This is a genomic window from Paraburkholderia sp. JPY465 (assembly GCF_050436725.1).
GTDB classification, from domain to species: Bacteria; Pseudomonadota; Gammaproteobacteria; order Burkholderiales; family Burkholderiaceae; genus Paraburkholderia; species Paraburkholderia youngii.
In genome coordinates, this window is record NZ_JBNDMT010000006.1 from 1,471,332 (window position 1) to 1,496,541 (window position 25,210).

Genomic DNA, 25,210 nt, shown 5'->3' on the forward strand with positions numbered 1-25,210 from the left:
GCCGTGTCGAGGGGAAACGCATGGATACGATCAGCGAGGCACCGCAATCTCAGGGCGTTGAATTGCGTGACGCGCTGCGCGCGCTCAGCGACACGCACGGCTCGGGCATTCGCGCACTGGAAGAGTTGATGGTGCAGGCGTCGCTAAGCGCCGACGAAATGGTGGTTCGGCTCGCCGGGCAGTTCCGCATGAAGTCGATCGGCATGCAGGAATTGAACCGGCTGGAAGCGGATTTCGAGGTACTGCCGTTCGTCGAAGCCACCACCCGGCTGTGCGTGTGCTTTCGCGAGCCGGATCAGAACGGCGCGCTGCTGTTCGTGATCGCCGATCCGCTCGACGCCCGCACGCGCGGCGTGATGGAGCACCGGATGCGTGCGCGGCCCACTTCGCGGTACAGCTGGGCGCTGGCGAGCGTCGGTGACCTCACCGCGTGGCTCGCCATGCGCGAAAAAGACGTGCGCGCGATGGATTCGCTCGCCCTCGACGATGAGGTGCAGCACACCGCCGATCCCGCTTCGCTCGCGCTGACGTTGCAGGGCATCAGCAGCGACGACAGCGCCGTGGTGCGTCTGCTCAACTCCACCATCTACGACGCGTTGAAGATGATGGCGAGCGACATCCATCTGGAATGCCGTGCAAACGGGCTGAAGATCAAGTGCCGGGTGGATGGCGTGCTGACCGTGGTCGGCCGTGCCGAGGGACGCGATGTCGCGGACCAGGTGCTGTCGCGCGTGAAGGTCATCTCCGAACTCGACATCGCGGAGCGCCGCGTGCCACAGGACGGTCGCTTCAAGGCGGTGTACGCGGGCCGCGAAATCGACTTTCGCGTGTCGATCATGCCGAACCAGTTCGGCGAAGATGCGGTCCTGCGCATTCTCGACCGTTATCAGCTTTCGCAGGCGCCGGGCGGATTGACACTCGAAACACTGGGATTTCGTAGCGACGACACGCGCTTCATGCGCTCGGTGGCGTCCATGCCCTACGGAATGCTGCTGGTGACGGGGCCGACGGGCAGCGGCAAAACGACGACGTTGTACGCGATTCTCACCGAGATCAACGACGGCCTGGAAAAGATCGTCACGATCGAGGACCCAGTCGAATATCAACTGGGGGACATCCTGCAGATACCGGTGAATGAAGCGAAGGGACTGACGTTCGCCCGCGGATTGCGATCGATCCTGCGGCACGATCCGGACAAGATCATGGTCGGTGAAATCCGCGATCCTGAAACCGCGCAAATCGCCGTGCAGGCGGCGTTGACCGGACACCAGGTGTTCACGACGGTGCACGCGAACAACGTGTTCGACGTGATAGGCCGCTTCACGAACATGGACGTCGATCCGTACAGCTTCGTGTCGGCCCTGAATGGCGTGATTGCGCAGCGGTTGTTGCGCCAGTGCTGTGCCGACTGCGTGGTGGACGACACGGTCGATCGAGACACATTGGCCCGTTCCGGCATCGATCCGGACAACGTGGGCAGCTACCGCTTTCGCCACGGCGCTGGCTGCGCGGCTTGCCGTGGCAGCGGCTACCGCGGGCGGCGCGCGGTCGCGGAAACGCTGCGCATGAACGACGAGTTGCGGCAATTGTTATCGGAGCGCGCGCCACTTGGGCACATCAAGGCGGCCGCACTGCGCTATGGGATGCAGACCATGCGCACGGCCGCGCTCTTGCTCGTGAAGCAGGGCGAAACCACACTCGAGGAGATCAACCGTGTCACCATGGTTGAATAGTCCGCTCGCCATCGGCGTCGGTACACGCGAACTGGTCATGGCGGCGACGGCGCCGCGCTGGAGGGTTGCGCGCCGTCATGCCGCAGCGCTTGCGGAACCCACGAGCGTTGCCATTCCCGATGAGCAGTGCTTCACCGAAAGAGGCGTACTCGACGCGTTGAACATTGCATTAGCCGCGGACGCCGGGCAGACGGCGCGCACGGTATTGGTCAAACGCCGGGCGCACATCATGCTGGACGATTTCTGGGCGAGCCACGCCATCTTGCGCGGCGACTTCCGCACACTGAGCGCAAGCGAAACCAACCAGATCGTGCTCGCTCACTTCTCTGATCTGTATGGCATCGAGGCCGAGTCCGTGCAGGTGCGCTTTTCGGTGCAGCGCGGGGGCCACGCGGTCTTCGCGAGTGCCATCGCTTGCACGCTGCACGACGGCATCCACGATGCGGGGATGGCGGCGGGCGTCGACGTCCGGTCTCTCAAGCTATGTCTGCCAGAATTGCTCAATCGCGTGCAGGACGCCGCCGGCGCCGGCGCCGGCACGGCGCTGCTGTTGTTCGTCGCGGACACGCTGATGCAGGCTGTGCTGTTCGAGGAAAACCGTTGGGTCGCCTATGACTCGCAGCGTATTTTTCCCGGCGACGCTAGCGACGCCGAGCGGATCGCCGCACGCGCCGAACAGTCGTTCGAGCGTCTCGCCGGACGAACGAGCGGGAAACGCGAAGAATGCAGAATATGTCTGTGCGGCGCCGAATTGGATCCTGCGCCATTCGAGGGGCGCTTTTGCGCGACGCAGAGCGTCGCGCAACCGGCGATGGACAAGCCGGTCGCGTATCGTTTGATGGAGGCCGCGCGATGATGCCCCGCCTTCACATCGATTTTGGCCGCCGCCGCTTGCAGGGCGCTCCCGCGGGGATGGTGCTGCTGTGTGTCGCCAGCCTGTTGTTGCTGGTGAGTGGTGAACGGCTCTGGCACGCCTACGACGAAAGCGACCGCGTGCAAGCGCAACAGGACGCGCAGCGGCACCGGCTGTTTGCGGAATCGCACTCCGCGAAGACGCCGCCAACGCCTGCCACGCGGCTCGCGGAAAACCAGAGCCTCGCGGTGTTGCGCGAGTTGACCGTGCCGTGGCAGGACCTGCTGTCGATCGTCGAGGACTATCCGGACCACGACGTCGCGCTGATAGGCATCGATCAGAGTCCTGCGCAAAGCCAGATCCGTATCACCGCGGAAGCGAAGAACTTCGACGCAATGATCGCGTACCTCCGGTATCTGCAGGGCAGTGTGCTGCTGCGCGAAGCCGTGCTCAACGATCACGTTATCGAAACCAATGTGCCTGGCACGCCGGTGCGCTTTCAGATTACCGCCGTCTGGAGAAAGTCATGAACGGCGCTCAGATGGAGGACAGGTTGCTCACGTGGCGTTTCGAGCTGCGGCGCACGCTCGGACTGCCGGGCTTGCTCGGCGCATTGCTGCTGGGGGCGGCGGCGGTGGTCGCCGTAGCGGCTATGCGAGTCGACGCAAACGTCGATTCGCACGAGCTGCGCGACTCCGAGCGTCTTGCGCACCCCGCCAGGGCGCGTCATGCCGACGCCGAGCGTGCGGCGGTTGTCGACGCGGTTTCACTTCATGCGTTACCCGAACTGTTCCCGGGTTTCGCGCAGAGCGCCGACGATATTGCGACGATCCTCGCCCAGGCGCACGACAGCAACCTGACGCTCGGCTCGGCCGAGTATCTCGTGACCAACGATTCAAGCGCGCATTTTGTGCGCTATCAGATGCTGCTGCCGGTCAAGGATCAGTATGGTGCGATCCGGCGTTTTCTGGCGTCGGTGCTCAATAACGTACCGAACGCGGCGTTGCGCGAGATCCATGTCGAACGCCCCGCGGTAGATGGCAACGTACTGGATGCGCGGGTGCGCTTTGAACTCGTCTATCGGGCAGCGCAGCCATGAAGCCCGATCTCGTCGGCCGCGTGTTGCTGATGGTCTGCGCGATCGCTGCGGTAGGGATGTCTTTGCGTGAGCTGAAAGCCGTGCTGTGCACGCCGACGGTCGTGACTGCGATGACAGGCGCACTTCGCAGCGGGGCTGCGCTGCGGATGGTTGCCTTGCATCGCGACGGGGCGGCGCGTGCGGCCGGTGCGGTGCCGGCTGCTGCGCCGGCCGTGGCAAGTGCACCGAATGTCGCGAGTGTGGCGAGCCCAGTGAAAGCAGCGAATCCGGCAAGCATGACGAATGCGACAAACGCCGCGAGTTCAGCAATTTCAGCAAGTTCGCCGACTCCTGTCAAAACGACCGGGTCAGCGAAATCAGCAGCGACAGCGCGCGACAAACTCCGCGCGCTGCGTACGCCACTCTCGCTTGAATCCGCGAACAATCCGTTCGCCGCGTCGTCGTGGCTGCCGCCACCGCCGCCCGTGGTCGTGGCCCCCGCGCCACCGGAGCCCGTTGCGCCGCCCACCGCGCCGCCCGTGCCGTTTACCTATCTCGGCGAACTCGACGCCAAAGCGGCAAAACCCCAGGTTTTTCTCAGCAACGGCGATCGCCTGCTGATCGTTTCGCCGGGTGAAGTCATCGACGGGCAGTATCGCATCGAGTCGATTTCGGAGAGTGGCGTCGTGCTGACTTATCTGCCTCTCAATGAGAGACAGGTACTAACCACTCAAGCGAAGGACAATAAATGAAAACCGCACGCAACCGGGGTGAAAGCCGCCACGGTGACAGCGGCTCGTGGAAACATCTGTCCGCTGCCAGATCGCCTCGCGACCAGCGTCCCACCGTCAATTGGGCCGCGGGGCGGCTCGCGTTGCTGAGCATCGCAACCATGCTTGCCTTCAGCGGCTGCATTCATCCGCCGACCCGTGAGAGCGATCCGACCAACGCCGAGTTGCAGCTCAACTATCTACGCGACCGCGATCATAAGGTCAATGCGCTGCTCGACGAAGCCGACCAGTTGCGTCAGAGCTATCAATTCGATCTGGCGATCCAGAAGCTCTACGCGGCCAGCCGGCTCGATCCGAACAGCGAACGAGGGCGCAATATCGGCGCAGCGATCGATCGGGATCGCCGCGATCTGGTCTCGCTGCAGGAGGCCGACCGGATGATGCAGCGAGGTTCATATACGTTGGCTTCCGAACGCATTCACCGCGTGCTGGCCCAGAATCCAACCAATGCGATGGCGCTGCAGATGGCGAAGGAGATCGACGAAAAACGGCAGCAGCAACGTGCGGCGAAAGATGAGGACATTGCGGCTTCGTCGATCATGCGCACACCGGTGACGCTGCAGTTCCGCGACGCGAATGTGCGGATGGTGTTTGAAGCGTTGTCGAGGACCTCGGGCTTGAACGTGATCTTCGATCGGGACGTGCGTGCCGATCTGAAGACCACGATCTTCGTGACCAACGCGTCGCTGCAGGACACGGTCAACATGATCCTGATGCAGAACCAGCTCGACAAGAAACAGCTCAACGCGAACACGCTTTTCATCTACCCGGCTACCGCCGCGAAGCAGCTCGAATACCAGGAGCTGAAAGTGCGCACATTCCAGTTGTCGAACGTCGAAGCCAAGCAGGTCCAGTCGCTATTGAAAAGCCTGTTGAAGATCAAGGAGGTCGTCGTCGACGAGCGCGCCAATACCGTCACGATCCGGGGCACGCCGGATACGATTCGCGTCGCCGAGGAAATGATCGCGGCGCAGGATCTGCCGGAGCCCGAGGTGATGCTGGAAGTGAAGGTTCTGGAGGTGTCCCACGACCGGCTGACCGACCTCGGTATCGAGTGGCCTAACACATTTACGATGTCGACGCCGTCTACCGTGGACACGTGGGGCGCGTTGCGTCATTTGCCGCTCAATGCATATAACGTCAGCGGTCTGTCGGCCACAGCGAACTTCAAGCTCAGCGACGTCGATGCCAACCTGCTGGCGAGTCCGCGCATCCGCGCGCGCAACAAGGAAAAGGCGCGGATTCTGATTGGCGACAAGGTACCGGTGATTTCGAGTTCGAGCACGCCGAGCACGAGCGGGCCGTCTTACGCACAGACCATTCAGTACCTCGATGTCGGCATCAAGCTCGAGGTCGAGCCACAGGTCTACCGTGACGGCGACGTGGGCATGAAGCTGAACCTCGAAGTCAGCAACATCACCAAGACGATTTCCAGCAGTAACTCGTCAACGGGGCTCACTTCGCTCGCCTATCAGATCGGCACGCGCAGTGCGTCGACGAGTCTGCGGGTGCGCGATGGCGAGAGCCAGATCCTCGGCGGCCTGATTCAGGATGAGGACCGCGTGACCGCCGACAAAGTGCCGGGGCTCGGACAGTTGCCCGTGCTCGGGCGCCTGTTCTCGAATCACAACGGCGACCACTTGAAGACGGAAATCGTGCTGCAGATTACGCCGCATATCGTGCGTCCGCAGCAATCCGCCGACGCCGATACGCAAGAGCTGTGGTCGGGGACCGACGTGAATGTGCATGCGGAGCAGTTGCGGCTCGATCCGGTGGGCGCCGAGGCGGCTCAACAGGTGCCGGTCCCCGCGGTGCGTGCGCCCGGCAGTGTCGGAGGCGGCACGACAGGGGCGTCACGCGATTCCCAAGCCGCTGCGCAGGGTTCCGGCACGGTGCCGCCGACCAGTTCGTTCGGCCAACTGCCGCCGGCGCCGCGCACCACGCCTCCGCCCGCGCCCTACGGTGGCCGTTTCTCGACACTGCCGAGCGTGCCAGCGGCGCCGCCGGGCCCTGTGGCGGTTCCGGGAGCGGAGCAGAGCGGGGCTGAGAGCGCTGCGGCCCCAGACGCGAATGCGGCACAGCCAGGCACTCAGGCTCAGGCCCCCGCGGCCGCTCCTGCACCCGCTCAAGCGCCGGCTCCGCCGCCCGCCTTTCCGCCGGGGAACGTCGTGATGCCGCCAGGGGATATGCCGAGCGACAACCCGCTGCGTCCGATTCAGAACGGTGGTTACTGAGCCATGAAAGCGCAGGCGGACGCATTGGCTTCGCGTGGCCGGTCGGGCGCTCGCCAGCGCGGTTTCACGCTGATCGAGCTGGTGATTACGCTGGCGCTTGTCGGCATCCTGGCGCTCGCGATCATGCCGTTCTCGGAACTGATCGTGCAGCGTCAGAAGGAGCAGCAACTGAGCGCGGCGCTGCGTGAGATTCGCACCGCACTGGACGCTTACAAGGAAGCGAGCGACACCGGCCTGATCGAGCGGGAGGCGGATGCATCCGGCTATCCGCCCTCGCTGACCGTGATGGTGACGGGCGTGAAGAATGCGAAAGATCCCAAAGGCGGCTTGCTGATGTTTCTTCGCCGCGTGCCCCGCGATCCGTTCTTTACCGGGGACGCGGATATTGCGGCCGAGGACACGTGGAACGTGCGCGCCTTCGGCGAGGCACCGAATCCAGGTGAGGGCGGTGACGCGGACAACGGCTCCGCCGGCAATTCGCGCGCCGGTAAGGACGTGTTCGACGTGACATCGAAATCCGATCGGGTCGGCATCAACGGCATTCCATACAAACAGTGGTGAGCCGCATCATGACAACCGTGCGCGCGCGTAAAGCCACAGGCTTCACATTGATCGAACTGGTGGTCGTCATGGCGATCATCGGTCTGTTGCTGACGGTTGCATTGCCCCGTTACATGCACAGTATCGAGCGCGGCAAGGAGCAGGTGCGTCAACAGAACCTGGCAGTGATGCGGGACGCCATCGACAAATACTATGGCGACAACGGCCAATACCCGGACACGCTCGACGATCTGGTGACAAGGCACTATCTGCGCGCAATTCCGGTGGACCCCATCAACGGTGACGATAAATGGGCGGCGGTGGCATCGCCTGACGAGAGCAAGACGGGTGTCTACGACGTCATGCCGGCGAGCAGTCCGCAGGGGATGCCGAAAGATCGGGCGGGAGCGGCGCAATGAGCGATGTGAGCCCGCGGGCAATCCGACGTCACCCTGTCACTCGCGAAAATGGAATGGTTCTGCTGGCGCTCCTGATTGCGCTGATGCTGATGTCGATCGCATTGATGGGCGCGCTCGACGTGTGGTCGCTTGAGCGGCAGCGCGAACGGGAGCGGCAACTGCTGTTCGTAGGCAATCAGTACCGGCTCGCGATTCTTCGCTACTACCGCGCTGGAAGGGCGCTGCCGGCGTCGATCGACGAACTGCTCGACGACTCGCGTTTTCCGGCGCCGCTGCATCATTTGCGCCGCGCCTATCCGGATCCGGTGACGGGTAAGAACGATTGGGTTTTGATGCAACAGGGCGCGCGTATATACGGCGTGTATAGCAGTTCCACCGACTTGCCGATCAAACACGCTGGTTTTCCGCTTCTCTATCAGGACTTCGAAAATCAGAAGACCTATGGCGGCTGGCAGTTCTTCTATTTGCCGCCGGTCGTGCGTAACTACACGAACACGAACACGAACACGCTGAGCGCGCCGTCGAAGCCGCCAACCTCCTTCGATCCTCTGAACGGCTCGTTGCCCACTTTCAATGGGCGCAGCATGGGCGGCTTGCGCTGAACAGACAGTGGCCCAGTTGCAGCGGAAGATGGAAATCATCATACAGACGATTGCTCCCGTCCATCGTTCACGATGTAGATATCGGTGTCACGGACATGCGCTGCAAACAATGTCCGACGCCTGCGTTACAACGGCAACCATCGCCAGTTTTAATGCGCCGGCCCTAGGCGCAACGCGCCAAGTTTTTCGTAGCATTACCTGAATTCGCCTATAACAAGGACAGAACAGGTGGTAAACATGCCACGACCGGCTCTCGAATTCCCTATTGGATATCCGCAAAGCACCGTCAGCTCCTCGGACACAAGTCCCGAGGAGGCTCCATGCGTCAGTTCGAGCCACCTGTCACGACAGTTCGACCAGCCGGGAGACACGACATGAAGATGATTGGTTTGCTGGGACTGTTGGCGAGTGCCGCTGTGCAGGCTCAGGTCACCCTGCCGTTGCCGCCGGCATTCCCGACCACCCTGCCGTTGCCGCCAGGATACCCAACGCTGCTTGGGGTCTCGTGTGGCGGCGTGAATGTGACCAGCTATGTCACGGGATTCGACGAGAACGGGTATATCCGTGGCGAGGTGTACGCGTGGACCCGCTGCGGCAGTTCGGGGCGCGGCGGCGGCTATCACAGCCAGACCTATCAGTCCTGGCACACCATCCTGTGGGACCTGCGCCAGAACTACAAACTGCAGCCTTATGACAACCTGGTTCCGGACCCTGCATTCACGGCAACCGATGCGTCCGGCAATAGCATCCGAAACACATGTTCCGTTACAACCGACGGGCAGCCGGCCTGCGTCGCCAGTGCCTATATCTATTATGTTCCGCCCACTATGACGCCGATTTCGGACACCGTGACCGCCAACCCCGTGTGTGGGCAATAGCCGCCGCTAGACACTGTTGTTAATCAAGGGCATACGCGTGAAGAAACGGGACTGTGCCAAAAGCGGGGGCTGGATTGGGGTCTGCGAATATGACTGAAGGTAGTGTTAATAGCGCCCAATGAACTCCGACTCTTCTTAAGTGCCTTCCGTTCTCCAATTGCGAATCAGACTGTGCGGCGCCAGGCCGCCGGTCTCGCAGCGACTGCATCAGCTCAAGTCGTTCTACGGCATCCGCAACGTGGAGGATGTCGCGACGTGTCTGAACGGATACGACCAGACCGCCTACCCGGAAGGCACTGAGTGGCGTTTCACGCGCCTCTATTTTTTTCGATCACCCGAAGCACCACGTCGACGAGCGATTGCTCGGCTGAGTTTCGAGGTAAAGCAGAGACCCAAAGGCAGACAGGCGGCAGAGATCTGAAACGGCGATGCAAAGCAAATCACTTTTGCTTGTTTTTCGAGCCGTTCAAAGCGCCTTAGTATCCATGACTCTTACAATAAAACAGGTTAACTATGAGCTTGCGAAACAGGTGGTACGGATACGCTTTCGGGGTATTGATCAGTTCGACCACGATGTGCGCCGGCATGCTTGCCGCGCAGGCCGAGCCCAACCACGGTGGCACGCTGACATGGCTCGTCACCCCGGAGCCGGCGTCGATCGTCCCCTTGACGACCACTGCCGGCGGCAACGCGGAGATCGGTCCCAAGGTGGTTGAGGGGCTGCTGACCTACGATAAGAATCTGAATCCGCAACCGCTGCTGGCGACCGCATGGTCGGTCGGTAAAGACGGGCTCGAGTATCGCTTCACGCTTCGCCGGGGTGTGAAGTGGCACGACGGTAAGCCCTTCACGTCCGCCGACGTTGCGTTCTCGATTCTCACGCTCAAGCAGGTGCATCCGCGGGGCCGAAGCACGTTCGCGAACGTGACCGACGTAAAGACCCCGGACCCCTACACCGCGGTGATTGAATTGTCGAAGCCGGCGCCGTTCCTGCTGACCGCGCTAGCGGGCACCGAATCGCCGATCATCCCGAAACATCTGTACGAAGGCACGGACATCGTTTCGAGCCCATACAACAGCGCTCCGGTCGGCACGGGCCCGTTCATCTACAAGTCGTTCGTGCATGGCAGCTATATTCTTCTCGAACGCAATCCGGACTACTGGGATAAACCGAAGCCGTACATCGACAAGATCCTCGTGCGCTTCCTGCCCGATGCTGCCGCTCGTGCGGCGGCGCTCGAATCCGGCGCGGCCAACCTCGGGGACCAGGCGATTCCGCTGTCGGATGTGAAGCGCTTCGCGACGCTGCCGAACTTCACCGTGGATACGACCAACTGGCCGTACGTCAGCAACCACCAGCAGCTGATCTTCAATCTGGACACGCCGGTTCTTAAGGACAGGGCGGTACGCAAGGCCATTTCGCAAGCGGTCGACGTCAATGCATTGAACCGGGTCGTCTGGTATGGCTATGGCCAGGTGTCCGCGGCCGCAATCGGCGCGGCGAATACGAAGTACCACGACGCCGATATTCACTACTTCCCCTACGATGTGGCCCAGGCCAATGCGGCGCTCGACGCCGCTGGATTGAAACGTGGACCGGACGGCAAGCGCTTCAAACTGCGCCTGCTCTTCAACCCGTTCCAGGACCCGCGTGCCGCCGATTTCGTGCGGCAATCGCTCGCGCGAATCGGCATTGACGGCGAGGTCGAAAGCTACGATTTCGCGACCTACGTGAAGAAGGCCTACACCGATCGTGCCTTCGACATCACGCTCGAAGCACTGTCGAATGCATTCGACCCGACGGTTGGCGTGCAGCGGGTGTTCTGGTCGAAGAACTTCAAGGTCGGGCTGCCGTTCTCGAATGCCGCGCATTACTCCAGTCCGGAAGTCGATCGACTTCTGGAAGCAGCATCGGTGGAAACGGACGATGCAAAGCGCCGGCAGCTATTCATACAGTTCCAGCAACTCGTTCATGACGACATCCCATCGATCGAGTTCGGTGCAAATCCCAATATCACGATCGTTGCGAAGAAAGTGAAGGACTACGCGCCGACGGGTGAGGGGATTCGTGGCAGTTTCGCCGATCTGTATATTCAGCCGTAAAGCGGTTCGCTAGCGGCTATGGGACGCAAGCGCCGCTCGCTTCGCGCCTCGCGAAGCGCCAATGCGGCCTCCCGACCTTCGTCCTAACGTCACCCGACGACACTCGGGTGACATCTCTTTGGCAGCCGCCCGCGATACGACAAGCGGGCGCGACGGCTTTGCGCATTCTCCCTGGGCACCCGCGCTATCGCAATCGCTCACATCGCAAGCATTTCTGATCTTTGAAGCGCGCCGCGTTCGCAGCACGGCTCGCCTGTTGCTTTAGCGTGCCTTGGGCCGTTCGGACAAACGCGGCCGTCGCTATGTCTGCGGTTGCGCACCGTGCTCGCGCAAATTCTCGCAATGTGCGCCGCACATCGAGGTCGCGGCATTTTCATTGCAGACACGCGAATAACGTAAGCGCAAATCGGTTGTTATCCGCGCCGATGCGCGTCCCTATACTGGCACGCTGTCCTGTCGATGAAATCCGACGCCCGGCGCACGTATGCCGGTCTGCCTGTCCAGTATGAGGAACGACGAATGGCTGAATCCGATCAACATACCACCGCTGCGCACGAGCGCCTAAGAACCGCGCTGGCGTCGCTACCCGCGCTCGCGCATGCCCTGGCGCAAGACGCCGCGTCACGGGAAGCGCGCCGCGAATTGCCGTTCGACGGTTTCGCATTGTTCCGCCGCTCCGGTCTCGCACGCCTGCGCCTGCCGCTCGAATGGGGCGGACTCGGAGGTTCGCTCGAAGACGAGTTCGAGCTCATCGCGACGCTTGCGGCCGCGGACAGCAATCTCGCGCACGCGCTACGCATCCACTTCGACCAGGTCGAAGCATTACTGCTGTCGCCACGCACGCCGTTCAACGAGATCCAGATTCAGCGCATCGCCGATGGCGCGATTTTCGGCGGCGCCTCGACTGAGCTGGGCACCTCGCGCCCCGGCGAAATCACGACCCAGTTGCGCCGCGACGGTGCGCACTACCGCCTAAGCGGCCGCAAGTACTACGCGACCGGCACGGCGTTCTCCGACTTCGCGCGCCTGAACCTGCAGGACGAGAACGGCGACCCGGTGCTCGCCATCGTGCCGGTGAAGCGCGAAGGCTTGCGTGTGCTAGACGACTGGGACGGCATGGGGCAACGCATGACGGCAAGCGGCAGCCTCGAATTCGACAACCTGCTGGTTCGCGACGACGAAGTGACGCCGCGCGTGCAGACGACGCTTGTTGGGCGTCATGGCGGAGCGCTGCGGCAACTGCATCTGGTGGCGGTGGCGGCAGGCATCGTGCGCAACGTCGTCGCCGATGCGAAGCACTACGTGTTGCGGCATGGCCGCCCCGCGTTGCACAGCCCCGCGCCTTCCGCGCGCGAGGATGCCTTCATCCAGCAGGTAATCGGCGATCTGGGCGCGCACAGCCATACGATCGATGCGCTCGTGCGCGATAACGCATGCGTGCTCGACCGCTCGGCGCGGGCAATCCGCGAGGGCGCCGCCGATGCGCCCGAGCTCGTGCTGAAGGGCGCACTCGCGACTGCACGCACTCAGCTGGTGGTCAGCAAGCTCGCGCTTTACGCGGCGGAGCGCATGTTCGAGGCGGGCGGCGCGTCGGCGACGTCGCGCGCGCACAACTACGACCGGCACTGGCGCAATCTGCGCACGATTTTCAACCACAACCCGCTGTTGCATAAGGCTCGCGTGATCGGCGATTACGAGCTGAACGGCGTGACGACGCATCTGACGGAAGGACGTGTGTCCTAGCCAACGCCGAGTGGGGCATATCAATCCGCGATTCTCCTGGTGGCGAGATAGCGCCGCCAGCCTGCCAAGCAGTCTGGTTGCACATTTTTTGAGGAAACCTGCGCAATGAGCCGAGACCTTCTGATCCTGCTGGAACCGGGATTCACCGACCCGCATCATCCCGGCGAACGCTTTATCTGTCCGCATGGCGCGCCGATCGAAGGGCTGCTTGCGAGCGACCCCGCGCGCGTAAGACGGCTCGACGTGCTGCGCGTGCCATTCGAGCGGCCTCGCAAGGCCGTGATCGAAGCGCTCGATGAAGCGCATCAGGGGCTGCCCGCGCTCGTGTTCGGCGACGAACAGCCCGCGCCCGCCGATGCGGACTCGCTCGGGGAGCGGCGCTTCGTCACCGACCCGCGCCGCATCCTCGACCTGCTTGCCGAGCGGCACGGTTTTCCGAAAGTCCACTGATCCAACGCGAGGTCATCGCCGATGAGTCGTCTTCCGGCACGCGCCGCGCGGCGCCGCCTGCATCTGAACGTCAACATTCTGCACTCGGGTTTCGTGCCCTCGGCATGGCGGCTTGACGAGGCCGAGCCACGCGCGTTCGTCGATGCGGATCACTACGTGCGCGTCGCGCGGATCGCCGAGGCGGGCAAGCTCGACGCGGTATTCCTCGCCGACAATGCAGCGATCGTCGACCAGATCGACTTCCGCCCCATCACCGCGCTTGAACCGACGGTGCTGCTCGCCAGCATCGCGGCGGCGACGACGCACATCGGCGTGATCGGCACTGCGTCGACCAGCTACAACGAGCCGTACAACATCGCCCGGCGCTTTGCGACGCTCGATCACGTCAGCAACGGCCGCGCCGGCTGGAACGTCGTGACCACCGCCGACCTGCCATCGGCGCGCAATTTCGGCCGCGACGCGGTACCAAACCATGCGCAACGCTACGAGCGGGCCGCCGAATTCACAGAGGTGGTCAAGGCGCTATGGGATAGCTGGGAGGACGACGCGTTCGTCGGCGACAAAGCCGGCGGCCGTTTCGTCGACGTTGCAAAAGTGCATGCGATCGCGCATCGCGGCCGCTACTTCGACGTACAAGGGCCGCTGAACCTGCCGCGCTCCCCGCAAGGGCATCCTGTGGTGGTGCAGGCGGGGGCGTCGGCAGATGGCCGGGAGCTGGCAGCCCGTCATGCAGAAGCGGTCTTTTCCGCGTCGCAATCATTCGAGGAATCGGCGGCTTACCGGCGCGATCTGAACGAGCGGGCAGCCGCCTATGGCCGCCCGCCCGTCAAGGTGCTCGCCGGTCTGACGACGATCATCGGCGCGACTCACAGCGAAGCATTGCGCCGGCGCGATGAACTCGTCGAGCAGATTCCGTGGCGCTACAGCCTGAACCGCCTCGCGGGTACGCTAGGCATCGACGTAGAGCGTCTGACGCTCGACGCGCCGTTGCCCGACGATCTCGCGCTGCCCGGCGGCGGCAACGGAAACCACACGTTCTTTCACGCGACGCTCGCCGAGGCGCGCCGTCATGGCCACACCGTACGAGAGCTGATCCGTGCGCTGGCGGGCGGCACCGGTCACCGGGTGATCGTCGGCACGCCAGAGCAGATCGCGGACGACATCGAGCTCTGGTTCGACGGCGGCGCGGCCGACGGCTTCAACCTGATGCCCGATGCGCTGCCCGGCGGGTTACGAGATTTCGTCGATGGGGTCGTGCCGATCCTGCAGCAGCGCGGCATCTTTCGTAGCGAATACGAGGGCACGACGCTGCGCGAGCACCTCGGACTGGACCGTCCACCGAACCCGCAACGCTGGCGCGACAGCGCATAGGCTGCGCCACCGTACCGCCAGATCAACGACTCGCACAGATCATGAGCCAACGCAAAGGACATCTGCGCCTCGGCGCGTTTCTCTATCCGACCGGACATCACATCGCCGCGTGGCGTCATCCTGACGCGCGCGCGGATGCCGGCCGCGACCTTCGCCACTACGTGCAGCTTGCCCAGGCAGCGGAAGCCGCGAAGTTCGATCTGATTTTTCTCGCCGACGGCTCGGGCACGCGCGGCGACAATGTCGATTTCCTGAGTCGCACCGCGCATAGCTATGTGGCCCAGTTCGAGCCGATCACGCTGCTCTCGGCACTGGCCGGGTTGACCGAACGTATCGGCCTCGTCGGCACCGCTTCGACGACCTTCAACGAGCCGTATCACATCGCGCGCAAGTTTGCGTCGCTCGATCACATCAGCGCGGGGCGCGCAGGATGGAATCTGGTCACGTCGTCGAGCGCGCACGAGGCGAAGAACTTCGGCTTCGACGAACATCTCGCGCATGCGCGGCGCTACGAGCGCGCCGTCGAATTCGCGGAAGTGGTCGACGGACTGTGGGACAGCTGGGACGACGACGCGTTCGTGCGCGACAAGACAGCGGGACGCTACTTCGATCCCGCGAAACGCCATGTGCTCGATCATCGCGGCGAGTTCTTCAACGTGCGCGGACCGCTGAACGTCGAACGCTCGCCGCAGGGTCGGCCCGTCGTCGTGCAGGCCGGGTCGTCGGAAGCGGGCAAGGCGCTCGCGGCGCGCACCGCGGAAGTCATATTTACCGCGCAACAGACGCTCGAAGACGCAGTCGCGTTCTACGCGGACGTCAAGGGCCGCCTCGCGCAATACGGTCGCGAGCCCGACGACCTGAAGATCATGCCGGGCGTGATGCCAATCGTCGGCGAGACCGAGCGCGAGGCGCGCGAAAAGTTCGATGCGCTGCAGGCACTGATCGACCCCGCGGTCGGTCTTGCGCTGGTGTCCACGCTGAGCGGCGGCTTCGATCTGTCGGGCTATCCGCTCGACGGGCCGATCCCCGAACTACCCGAAACCAACGCGAGCAAGAGCCGCCAGTCGCTGACCCTCGAACTGGCGCGGCGCGAGAACCTGACGATCCGCGAGCTTTATCTGCGCGTGGCTGGCGCACGCGGGCACTGGCAACTGGTCGGCACGCCGCAGCAGATAGCTGATGCGCTCGAGGAACGTTTCGTCAACTACGGCGCAGACGGCTACTACGTGATGCCGGCGTTGCTTCCCAACAGTCTCGACGACTTCATCCGGCTCGTGCTGCCGGAATTGCGGCGCAGAGGCCTGTTTCGCCACGAATACGAAGGCCGCACGTTGCGCGAGCATCTCGGCTTGCGACAGCCGGTGTCGCGCTACCAGCGTGAAGCCGTGACGGATTGAATCAGGATCGGGGCAGGGCACACGAAGCGATTGCGGCCTGCCCCCTCAAAACAACGCGCCGCGCATCGACGGTCGCGATGCGCGGCGCGTTGCGCCGACGCCTCACGGCGTCAGCAGGCTCGAGCAGTTCGATTAGTAGTCGAAGCCGGGACCGCCGGCTCCAGGTCCCGCCGGCGACGCAGCCGGTGCCGCATCTTTCGGCGCTTCGTGCACGGTGGCGTCGGTCGTCAACAGCAGGCTCGCCACGGAGGCGGCATTCTGCAGGGCCGTACGCGTGACTTTCGTCGGATCGACCACGCCGGTTTCGACGAGGTCGCCGTATTCGCCCGTGGCGGCGTTGTAGCCGTAATTGCCGCTGCCTTCGGCCACCCTGGCGACGATCACGCTCGGTTCCTCGCCCGCATTGGCGACGATCTGACGCAACGGTTCTTCGAGCGCGCGACGCACGATGTTGATGCCGGCGTTCTGATCCGCGTTCGCGCCCTGAAGTGCGGCGATCGCCTGCTTCACTCGAATCAGCGCGACACCGCCGCCCGGCACGATGCCTTCTTCGACAGCGGCGCGTGTCGCGTGCAACGCATCATCGACGCGGTCTTTTTTCTCCTTCACCTCGATTTCCGTCGCGCCGCCCACCTTGATGACGGCGACGCCGCCCGCGAGCTTCGCCACGCGTTCCTGCAGCTTTTCACGGTCGTAATCCGAGGTTGCTTCCGCGATCTGCGCGCGAATCTGCTTGACGCGAGCTTCGATGCTGGCCTTCTCTCCGGCGCCGTCGATAACCGTGGTGTTTTCTTTGCCGACCTCGATGCGCGCGGCCTCGCCGAGTTCGGCGAGCGTCGCTTTCTCGAGCGTCAAACCGGTTTCCTCAGCGATGACCTGGCCGCCGGTGAGGATCGCGATGTCTTCGAGCAGCGCCTTGCGCCGATCGCCGAAGCCTGGCGCCTTCACCGCGACCGTCTTCAGAATGCCGCGAATATTGTTCACGACGAGCGTCGCGAGTGCTTCGCCTTCGACGTCTTCCGCGATGATCAGAAGCGGCCGGCCGGACTTTGCGACCTGTTCCAGTATCGGCAGCAGATCGCGAATGTTCGCGATCTTCTTGTCGTGCAGAAGCACGAATGGTTGTTCGAGTGCGGCGAGCTGCCGGTCCTGGTTGTTGATGAAGTAGGGCGACAGATACCCTCGGTCGAACTGCAGGCCTTCCACGACGTCGAGTTCGTCCGCGAGCGACTTGCCGTCTTCGACGGTGATCACGCCTTCCTTGCCGACCCGGTCGATCGCTTCGGCGATGCGCTGGCCGATCGATTCTTCACCGTTCGCCGAGATCGTCGCAACCTGGGCGATCTCCTTGCTGGTGGTCGTGGGCTTGCTGATCTTCTTCAGTTCGTCGACGGCCGCGGCGACGGCCTTGTCGATGCCGCGCTTCAGATCGAGAGGATTGAGGCCCGCCGCGACGTATTTCTGGCCTTCGCGCACGATCGCCTGTGCGAGCACGGTCGCGGTGGTCGTGCCGTCGCCCGCGGCGTCGCTGGTCTTGGACGCGACTTCCTTGACGAGCTGCGCGCCGATGTTTTGCACCTTGTCGGCCAGCTCGATTTCCTTCGCGACGGACACGCCGTCCTTCGTCACGACCGGGCTGCCGAAACTGCGTTCGAGCACGACGTTGCGGCCCTTCGGCCCGAGCGTCACTTTCACCGCATTTGCGAGCAGGTTGACGCCTTCAACCAGTTTGGAACGCGCGTTGTCGCTGAAAGCGACTTCTTTGGCTGCCATGTTTGCTTTCTCCTCAAATTTGAACGACTGCGACGATATCTTCCTCGCGCAGCACCAGCAGTTCGTCGCCGTCGACCTTTACCGCCTGGCCTGAGTACTTGCCGAACAGCACGCGATCGCCGACCTGCAGGTCCGGTTCGACACGCTTGCCATCGTCACCGCGGCGGCCGGGACCGACAGCGAGGATCTCGCCCTGGTCGGGCTTTTCCGCGGCGCTGTCGGGGATCACGATGCCAGACGCGGTGCGGGTCTCCTGACCGAGACGCTTGACGATCACTCGATCATGTAAAGGACGTAGGCTCATCTGTTATTTCCTTCCTGATAGGTAGCTGTTGACAATGCGCTCCACGGCGCCAGATTCAGGACGGTAAGTCGGCGCCAGCGCAAATCCAACCAATGTTTGCGCATATGAAAAGCACTCGAGGAAGGAAATCGATTCGTCCGTACGCAGCGCATCAGGCATAAAGCGCCTGCATACGGCGGACTTTGACCGTCGCTGCTGTCGGTCTGCAAATTGAAATCGAGTTGCCGCCAGGCAGCGTCAGCGCGGCCGCATTACACTGGCGCGACCTGTTCCCGATTGAGGTCGATTCATGTCACGTCAGCTTCGCCTCGGCGCCTTCATGCGCCCCACGACGATCCACACCGGTGCATGGCGCTATCCTGGCGCCTATCCTGATGCCAACTTCAATTTTGGGCATCTGAAGCGTTTTGCGCAGACGCTCGAGCGTGGCCGCTTCGATGCGTTCTTCATGGCCGACCACCTCGCGGTGCTCAACATGCCGCTCGACGCCCTCAGGCACAGCCACACGGTCACCTCGTTCGAGCCGCTCACGCTGCTGCCCGCGCTCGCGGCGGTCACCGAGCGGCTGGGCCTCGTCGCGACCGCGTCCACGACCTTCGACGCGCCGTACCACGTTGCAAGGCGGTTCGCCTCGCTCGACCATATCAGCGGTGGCCGCGCTGGATGGAATCTCGTGACGACATCGAATCCAGACGCGGCGCTCAATTTCGGCCTCGACGAGCACGTCGAACACGACGAGCGCTACCGGCGCGCGCGCGAGTTCTTCGACGTGGTCACAGGTCTGTGGGATAGCTGGGCCGACGACGCTTTTATCCGCGACACGGCGAGCGGAACATTCTTCGACCCGCAAAAGCTGCACGTGCTGAACTACAAAAGCGCGAACTTCTCGGTGCGCGGTCCGTTGAATATTGCCCGGCCGATTCAGGGCTGGCCCGTGATCGTGCAGGCGGGCTCATCGGAGGCGGGACGGCAGATTGCCGCGGAAACGGCCGAAGTCGTGTTCACCGCGCAAACCACGCTGGCCGACGGGAAGCGTTTCTACGCCGACGTAAAAAGCCGCATGGAGAAACTCGGCCGCTCGCGCGATCACATGAAGATTTTGCCGGCGGCTTTCGTCGTGGTGGGCGATACGCTCGAAGAGGCGCGCGAAACGCGTGAGCGGCTCGATACATTCGTCCACTACGAGAGCGGCATCGCTTCGTTGTCGATCGCGTTGGGGCATGATGTATCCGGTCTCGATCCGGACGGCCCGTTGCCGGAAATTCCCGAGACCAACGCAAGCCGTACCGCGCGGCAACGAGTCGTGGAATGGGCGCAGCGCGATGGATTGACAATCCGTCAGCTCGCGCAGCGCATCGGCGGATACTCCGGGCTGGAGATGATCGGCACCGCCCGGATGATCGCAGATCAGATGGAGCAGTGGTTGCTGGAAGAAGGCTCCGACGGATTCAACGTGATGTTCTCGCATCTTCCGGCCGGCCTCGACGACTTCGTCGACAAAGTCATTCCCGAGTTGCAGAAGCGGGGGCTGTTCCGGCGCGAGTACGAAGGCAAGACCCTGCGCGAGAATCTTGGGCTGCCACGACCTGCGAACCGGTTCTTTGCCTCATAAGGCGAATCGCGCGGGGCCGCATCGGCAGGCGGCCCGCGCGAATGTGCGTGCCGCTACCTGGCCGCCAGTGCGGGCTTGCTGCCAAGCAGCGCCCACTGTCCGTTCTCGACGACGAGATTGACGCTTTTTACACCGATCACGCGTCGAGTCGCCGGATCGAACGTCGCCTTGCCGAAGACGACGCTCGGCACGTCATGCAACTTCGCGAGCGCATCACGCACGCCATGGCGATCGAGTCCGCCGGTGCGCAACGCGTAAGCGGCAATGATCGTGGCGTCGTAGGCGAACGCATTGAACGCGTCGGGCTCGTGATGATATTTCGCCTGGAAGTCGCGAACAAAGCGCTGGACTTCAGGGCTCCGGTCACCGGGGAAAAAGCTCGTGTTGGTGGTCACGCCGTTTACGGCATCGCCGCCGAGTTCCATGAATTTCGGCGAGTACACCGAACTCGCCGCGACGATCGGCAGCGTGATGCCGCCCGTGCGGGCCTGACGCACGATCTGCGCGCCGTCCGAGTAGTACGAAATCAGCACGAGCGCGTCAGGCTTGGTATCGCGCACGCGCAGCAGCGTCGCGCGAAAGTCCTTATCGGTGGGCTGGTAACCTTCGGTTGCGATTACCTGCGCCCCCCGTGCGGCTGCTGCCTTCACGAACACGTCCTTGCTCGCGCGGCCCCAGTCGGTGTTCTGGAACAGCACGGCGACTCGCCTGAAGCCCTGCTTGACGGCCAGATCCGCGAGCAGCGGTTGCGCATCCGCCTGGCTGACCGACGGACTCCAGATGAAGTCGCCGCCTTTCGTGAAGTCCGGGTGCGAGTTGGTAAAGCCCAACTGGACGAGGCCCGCGCGTTGATAGATCGGCGAGGCCGCCATCGAAGCGGGGCTCGAAAAGTCGCCGAGTTCGATCAGGATGCGCTTGTCGTCGACGAACTTCTGCGCAATCGCGACCGCCTGGCGCGGATCGCTCTGGCTGTCTTCGAACACGTACTGCAGCGGATGGCCGTCAATGCCGCCGTCGTGGTTGATTTCATCGAGCGCGAGGTCGAAGCCGGCTTTCCACTGTGCGCCGTATTGCGCGTTCGGACCCGTCAGCGGTCCGCTGACGCCGAAGAAAACCGGCTCGCCGCTGGCAGGCGCCGCAGAAGAAACGGCGGAAAGCGAGAAAACGATTACCGCGCCGGCGAGCGTGAAAAGTCGCCGGTGCAGCGCGGAGAAACGCGAGGCATACATGACGGATTCTCTCGTAGTGAGTGGGACTGCAAGTCTCTAACGCATCGCATCGTGCGGCAACGAAGCGATTGTCATATTCATTCGCTGGGGACCGCACTACTGCGAAGTCGACGCGGCGGCCCCGGTCAAGCCGGAAACACCGGTTCGCCCGGCGTCAGCATCAAGCGGTTGGCCCAGGCAAAGATCGCAATCGCGTGGCTGAGATCGAGAATCTGCGCATCGTCGAGCCCCGCGCGGCGAAGCGCATCGAGCGATTCCGGCGTGAGCGCCTGCGGCTGCAACGTGAGATCGATCGCGTAGCGCACGATGGCGCGCTCGCGTTCGGTCGTACCCGCCGTTTCAGGCGCGGCGAAGATCTGCTGGATGACGTCCTCGCGCTTCGCGAGTTGCTGGAAACGCTGCGCATGCACCGACGCGCAATACACGCATCCGTTCACACGAGACCACCGTGCTCGCGAGCTCGCGCTCCGCTCGCGACAATCCGCCCGGCGCATACATGATGCTGTTGAACGCGCCTGATCGTTGCCGCAGGATTTCCGCTTGGTGGACCAGCAACAGGTAGTAATCGGAAGTCTTCGCTTGCGGGTGGCTCGCTTCGAGTACCCGCGGTCTGCTCGGGGGATGCCTGTTCGAGCGCGACTGTATCGAGCCATGCGGACCAGCCGAGGGTCTGCGTCGTAAAGCCGTGATCGGAACTCATGCTCGTGCCTCCAATGCGCGCAACGCGGCGACCACCCGCACCTGGTACGTGACGAACGCGACGAGCTGCGATAGCGCGACGATGGCGCGCGTCGTGAGGCCGGCAGCCTGCAGTGTTGCGAGCGCCGGCTTTCCGGTCGCGGCGGGACGCAGCGTCAAGGCTTCCGTGTGACGCAGGATCGCGACGAGCCGCTGGTCCGTCGTTGCCATCGACGCGGCGGGAACCGCGCGCTGTGCGGCGATTGCATCGAGAAGCGACCTCGTGGTTTCAGTTTGCGCGTCAGCCGCGGCCGCCAGTGTCAGCAGACGCTCGCGATATGCGAGTGCCGTCTGCTCCGAATTCGACAACAGCGCCGCATACCACGCCGCAAAGAGGCGTTCGCGAAGCGTCAGATCGGCGACATCGGTCGAGAAGAGCGCGTCGTGGCTGCCTTGCGTATAACGCGTCGCGTCGCCGCGAAACGCGCGCAGAGCCGCGGTCGCGCCGTCGGGCGCCAATCCCGCGAGTTGCGCGACGAAGTCATCGGCTATGGTGGCGGCCGATAGGGAATCAGCGGATGAAGACATCAGATGTGGGTCCATTAGAGGGCAGCGTTGTCGGCGGCCACCGTGCCGGCAGTGGCATCGGCGTCGTCCCATTCGTCTCCCGCGAGTTCCGCGGTGTCGAAGGCTTGCAGCGCCGCGTAGTGCGTATCGCGGTCGGCGTCGAACAGCATTGCGGCGATCGCGCGCGCGAGCCGCTGCGCGCCGTCGCTGATCGCGGGGATGTCGCCGGCGACCTTGCCGTGCGTCAGACTGGCTGCGTGATTGAAGCAGTGGATGCGCGCGAGCGCCGGGCAGGCCCCGGGAACGCGTTCCTGGAAGGCGAAGTTGCGGTCGAGGTCCGGCGAGCTGGCGAGTTCTTCGTTCGGCAATTCCGCCGCCGGTGTAAAGCGGTCGCGCCAGCGGCGCACGTGCGGCGCAATGGGCGCAAACTCGTCGCGCGTGTCGATTTCCGAGTGAAAGCCGGTCGCGAAGATCAGGTAGTCGAGGGTGTATTGACCTCGGGGCGTGTCGACGACGATCGTGTCGCCTTCGTGGCGCAACCCCGTCAGCGGACTCGCCAGGTGCAGGCGCGCCTGCGCGTGAGCGGCGACCCGCAGCACGCTGTCGCGCGGCGGTGGAGCCTGCGTTTGCGCCGAATAGTGCAGGAAGCGCCACTTCCAGGCGTCGGGCAGATTCGCGAACCCGTGAACGAGACCGGGACTACCGATGCCGGTCAGCTTGTTGATACGGGGCAGCGCGGCGCGCCGCACGAATAGATCGACTCGCCCGGCCCCCGCCTCGAGAGCGCTCGCGGCGTTGTCGAACGCGGATGCGCTCGCGCCGACCACACCGACTCGTTTGCCGCGCAGCGCGGCAAAGTCGATCGGGTCCGACGAGTGCGCGCGCAAGTGCCGCGGAATGTCGCGGGCCACGTCGGGAACGTACGGGCCGCCAAGTCCTTCACGGCCGGTCGCGAGCACGACATGACGAGCAAGCACGGTTTCGCGCCGCGCGTCTTTGCGGTCGTTGACCGCTCCGCGCAACAGCACGAGTTCGATCAGACCGTCGCTGCGCGTCTGCAGTTTCTCTACGCGCGTGTCATTGGAGACCGGCAGATCGAGCACGCGCCGATACCAGCGCAGGTAGTCCATCCATTGCACGCGTGGAATCTTGTAGAGCGCGTGCCATTGTTCGCGGCCGAACTGGGCCTCGTACCACGCGCGAAAGGTCAACGCGGGCAAGCGCAGTGCGGGCCCCGTCAGTTGCTTGGGCGAGCGCAGCGTCTGCATTCGCGCGTAGGTGATCCACGGTCCTTCCTGACCGGCCGGCGCCTGATCGAAGAGCCGCTGATTGTCGATGCCGAGCTGGCGCAATTCGGCGCTCGCGGTCAGCCCGGCCATGCCGGCGCCGATGATGGCCACATCGAGCACACGTTGGCCGGCCGATGTCCGCGCGGGCACCCACGAAGGCGCGGGAAGCTCGAGCCAGGCGAGATCCTCGCGAAGCCGCGCTTCGAGCGCGTTCAGTCCGGCAGCGGCGTGGAAAGGAGTCGTTGCGCTCATGCAGTGGTCCCGATGTCGCGGTGAGTGAAAGTGGGCGATTGGGCGGCGGTTTGCGCTCCATCCGCCTGGTCGTGGGCAACCAGCGCGCCATGCCGTGACGCTGCGTGACGCATGGCTCCGGGCAGCAGCCCGTGCGATACCTCCGCGAGCGCATCGATCATTGCGTTGACGTCGTCGCTGCGGGGACGGCCGGAAAGCGTGACGACACCATACAGAAACGGAATAGGCACATCGAGCGCTTTGACCTCGACGTCCGCGACGCGCATGCCGAACGCGGTCACCGGATCAACGATGGCGACGCCGAGCTGCTGTTGCGCGGCCATCATCGCATTGAGCGACGCATTCGTTTCGAGTGCAACGTGAAGCGGGACGCCGGCCTCGTCGAATGCGCGATCGATGCGGCTGCGCAGCCGATAACGGTTCGCCAGCGTGGCGACCGGCTTGCCCGCGAGCCACGCGAGTCGCAGCACGGCCTCGTGCGCGAGCGGATCGTTTCGGTGCAGCACCGCGACGCAGGGCGCCTCGATGATGTAGTGCACGTCGAGCGCCGCATGATCGAGCGGCAATGTCGCGATGCCGATGTCGGCCGAACGTGACAGCAACGCCTCGACGACCTGCTCGGCGGACGCACTGCGCAATTGCGTGTCGACCCGTGTGCCTGCCTGCGCGAGCTTTGAGATTGCACGTGGCGCCAATGTCGCGGCGAGCGCGGGTGTCGCAACGACGCGCAATGGCATGGTCTCGTCGCGGCCGATCGCCCGCGCGCTGGCCTCGATAGCGGCCAGGCCGATCAGTGAGCGCTCGACTTCGCCATAAAGCCGGAACGCGCGGCTCGTCGGCGTGACGCGAGGTCCTTTACGGTCGAACAACGCGTAGCCGATCTCCTGTTCGAGATCCTGGATTGTTCTCGTGACGCCGGGTTGCGAGCGGCCGAGCATACGAGCGGCCCCGGTCATACTGCCCGTCGACATGACTGCGGAGAACGCTTCGAGTTGATGCAACTCCATGCAATGCCTCATCCATGTGATGGGTGCATTTTATGAGCGCTTGAATGCGCAATTCTTATAATAAATTCCGCTATGTAATTGATGAAAACGACGAATCGCCGACGCCTATGTACTCAATAGCGGTCGGTTGACTACGATCATCGATCGCGGAAAAGTGCCTGAAACAAGGAGTTTTTTGTAATCCGATCCTGTACCGAGGGCGCTTCTAAAGTGCTTCGGCATTCGTCGTCAAAAGCTTTGCCAATGGAATGGAATAAGCTTCGTCGCGTATCTTCGTTGGCCCGCGTCCGCGCGACATGGTTACATG

22 protein-coding genes and 1 pseudogene are annotated in these 25,210 nt (G+C 63.5%); 16 read left to right on the forward strand and 7 right to left on the reverse strand.

Annotated elements, in window-relative coordinates; genetic code table 11:
- The first annotated feature begins 20 nt into the window (after positions 1 to 20).
- The 15 genes from QFZ94_RS40145 (at position 21) to QFZ94_RS40215 (ending at position 16,192) form a co-directional block, all read left to right on the forward strand.
- Entirely contained in the window at positions 21 to 1,733 is a 1,713-nt protein-coding gene (locus tag QFZ94_RS40145; RefSeq protein ID WP_429463509.1) for a GspE/PulE family protein, read from the forward strand.
- Positions 1,714 to 2,589 (forward strand): hypothetical protein, encoded by an 876-nt coding sequence (locus QFZ94_RS40150; RefSeq protein WP_429463511.1) that lies wholly within the window; start codon positions 1,714 to 1,716, stop codon positions 2,587 to 2,589. Before QFZ94_RS40145 ends, QFZ94_RS40150 begins: the two co-directional genes overlap by 20 nt.
- A complete protein-coding gene (locus QFZ94_RS40155) occupies positions 2,586 to 3,116 on the forward strand; it encodes a PilN domain-containing protein (protein ID WP_429463513.1) in 531 nt (176 codons plus the stop codon). Before QFZ94_RS40150 ends, QFZ94_RS40155 begins: the two co-directional genes overlap by 4 nt.
- On the forward strand, positions 3,113 to 3,685 hold the full coding sequence (locus tag QFZ94_RS40160) for a hypothetical protein (protein ID WP_429463515.1): 573 nt from the start codon (positions 3,113 to 3,115) through the stop codon (positions 3,683 to 3,685). The genes QFZ94_RS40155 and QFZ94_RS40160 overlap by 4 nt, the downstream gene beginning before the upstream one ends.
- Complete coding sequence (locus QFZ94_RS40165; RefSeq protein WP_429463517.1) at positions 3,682 to 4,416, forward strand: hypothetical protein; 735 nt, start codon at positions 3,682 to 3,684, stop codon at positions 4,414 to 4,416. The genes QFZ94_RS40160 and QFZ94_RS40165 overlap by 4 nt, the downstream gene beginning before the upstream one ends.
- Positions 4,413 to 6,689, forward strand: coding sequence for a secretin N-terminal domain-containing protein (locus tag QFZ94_RS40170; protein ID WP_429463519.1), 2,277 nt, complete (start codon positions 4,413 to 4,415; stop codon positions 6,687 to 6,689). Before QFZ94_RS40165 ends, QFZ94_RS40170 begins: the two co-directional genes overlap by 4 nt.
- A gap of 3 nt (positions 6,690 to 6,692) precedes the next feature.
- The gene (locus tag QFZ94_RS40175; RefSeq protein ID WP_176108502.1) at positions 6,693 to 7,250 is read left to right on the forward strand and encodes a type II secretion system protein; all 558 of its coding nucleotides are present in this window, start codon (positions 6,693 to 6,695) and stop codon (positions 7,248 to 7,250) included.
- Positions 7,251 to 7,258: 8 nt separating this feature from the next.
- Positions 7,259 to 7,648: a type IV pilin protein gene (locus QFZ94_RS40180; RefSeq protein ID WP_429463698.1), complete on the forward strand. Its 390-nt coding sequence runs from the start codon at positions 7,259 to 7,261 to the stop codon at positions 7,646 to 7,648.
- A gap of 53 nt (positions 7,649 to 7,701) precedes the next feature.
- Positions 7,702 to 8,250 (forward strand): type II secretion system protein, encoded by a 549-nt coding sequence (locus QFZ94_RS40185; RefSeq protein WP_429463522.1) that lies wholly within the window; start codon positions 7,702 to 7,704, stop codon positions 8,248 to 8,250.
- A gap of 374 nt (positions 8,251 to 8,624) precedes the next feature.
- Positions 8,625 to 9,128, forward strand: coding sequence for a hypothetical protein (locus QFZ94_RS40190; protein ID WP_368581543.1), 504 nt, complete (start codon positions 8,625 to 8,627; stop codon positions 9,126 to 9,128).
- Between the two features lie 513 nt (positions 9,129 to 9,641).
- The gene (locus tag QFZ94_RS40195) at positions 9,642 to 11,231 is read left to right on the forward strand and encodes an ABC transporter substrate-binding protein (protein ID WP_429463524.1); all 1,590 of its coding nucleotides are present in this window, start codon (positions 9,642 to 9,644) and stop codon (positions 11,229 to 11,231) included.
- 519 nt (positions 11,232 to 11,750) lie between these two features.
- A complete protein-coding gene (locus QFZ94_RS40200; RefSeq protein WP_429463526.1) occupies positions 11,751 to 12,974 on the forward strand; it encodes an acyl-CoA dehydrogenase family protein in 1,224 nt (407 codons plus the stop codon).
- Between the two features lie 105 nt (positions 12,975 to 13,079).
- A complete protein-coding gene (locus tag QFZ94_RS40205; RefSeq protein WP_429463528.1) occupies positions 13,080 to 13,424 on the forward strand; it encodes a DUF3088 domain-containing protein in 345 nt (114 codons plus the stop codon).
- A 21-nt stretch (positions 13,425 to 13,445) separates the two neighbouring features.
- Positions 13,446 to 14,795, forward strand: a complete 1,350-nt coding sequence (locus QFZ94_RS40210) for an LLM class flavin-dependent oxidoreductase (RefSeq protein WP_429463530.1) — start codon at positions 13,446 to 13,448, stop codon at positions 14,793 to 14,795.
- A 41-nt stretch (positions 14,796 to 14,836) separates the two neighbouring features.
- Positions 14,837 to 16,192 (forward strand): LLM class flavin-dependent oxidoreductase, encoded by a 1,356-nt coding sequence (locus tag QFZ94_RS40215; RefSeq protein WP_429463532.1) that lies wholly within the window; start codon positions 14,837 to 14,839, stop codon positions 16,190 to 16,192.
- Positions 16,193 to 16,324: 132 nt separating this feature from the next.
- On the opposite strand, the gene groL is transcribed toward QFZ94_RS40215, so the two are convergent.
- Both groL and QFZ94_RS40225 read right to left on the reverse strand, forming a co-directional pair.
- Entirely contained in the window at positions 16,325 to 17,965 is a 1,641-nt protein-coding gene (gene groL / locus QFZ94_RS40220; RefSeq protein ID WP_368581548.1) for a chaperonin GroEL, read from the reverse strand.
- A 13-nt stretch (positions 17,966 to 17,978) separates the two neighbouring features.
- Positions 17,979 to 18,269 carry a co-chaperone GroES gene (locus tag QFZ94_RS40225; protein WP_368581549.1) on the reverse strand — a complete coding sequence of 97 codons (291 nt, stop codon included), beginning with the start codon at positions 18,267 to 18,269 and terminating at the stop codon, positions 17,979 to 17,981.
- 289 nt (positions 18,270 to 18,558) lie between these two features.
- On the opposite strand from QFZ94_RS40225, the gene QFZ94_RS40230 reads away from it, so the two are divergent.
- On the forward strand, positions 18,559 to 19,881 hold the full coding sequence (locus QFZ94_RS40230; protein WP_410848444.1) for an LLM class flavin-dependent oxidoreductase: 1,323 nt from the start codon (positions 18,559 to 18,561) through the stop codon (positions 19,879 to 19,881).
- A gap of 53 nt (positions 19,882 to 19,934) precedes the next feature.
- On the opposite strand, the gene QFZ94_RS40235 is transcribed toward QFZ94_RS40230, so the two are convergent.
- The 5 genes and pseudogenes from QFZ94_RS40235 to QFZ94_RS40255 form a co-directional block, all read right to left on the reverse strand.
- Positions 19,935 to 21,110 carry an ABC transporter substrate-binding protein gene (locus QFZ94_RS40235; RefSeq protein ID WP_410848445.1) on the reverse strand — a complete coding sequence of 392 codons (1,176 nt, stop codon included), beginning with the start codon at positions 21,108 to 21,110 and terminating at the stop codon, positions 19,935 to 19,937.
- 125 nt (positions 21,111 to 21,235) lie between these two features.
- A pseudogene (locus tag QFZ94_RS40240) lies at positions 21,236 to 21,810 on the reverse strand (peroxidase-related enzyme).
- Entirely contained in the window at positions 21,807 to 22,376 is a 570-nt protein-coding gene (locus tag QFZ94_RS40245) for a CMD domain-containing protein (RefSeq protein WP_429463535.1), read from the reverse strand. The pseudogene QFZ94_RS40240 and the gene QFZ94_RS40245 overlap by 4 nt, the downstream one beginning before the upstream one ends.
- 14 nt (positions 22,377 to 22,390) lie before the next feature.
- Complete coding sequence (locus QFZ94_RS40250; RefSeq protein ID WP_429463537.1) at positions 22,391 to 23,896, reverse strand: NAD(P)-binding domain-containing protein; 1,506 nt, start codon at positions 23,894 to 23,896, stop codon at positions 22,391 to 22,393.
- The gene (locus QFZ94_RS40255) at positions 23,893 to 24,903 is read right to left on the reverse strand and encodes a LysR family transcriptional regulator (protein ID WP_429463539.1); all 1,011 of its coding nucleotides are present in this window, start codon (positions 24,901 to 24,903) and stop codon (positions 23,893 to 23,895) included. Before QFZ94_RS40255 ends, QFZ94_RS40250 begins: the two co-directional genes overlap by 4 nt.
- Between the last annotated feature and the right edge of the window lie 307 nt (positions 24,904 to 25,210).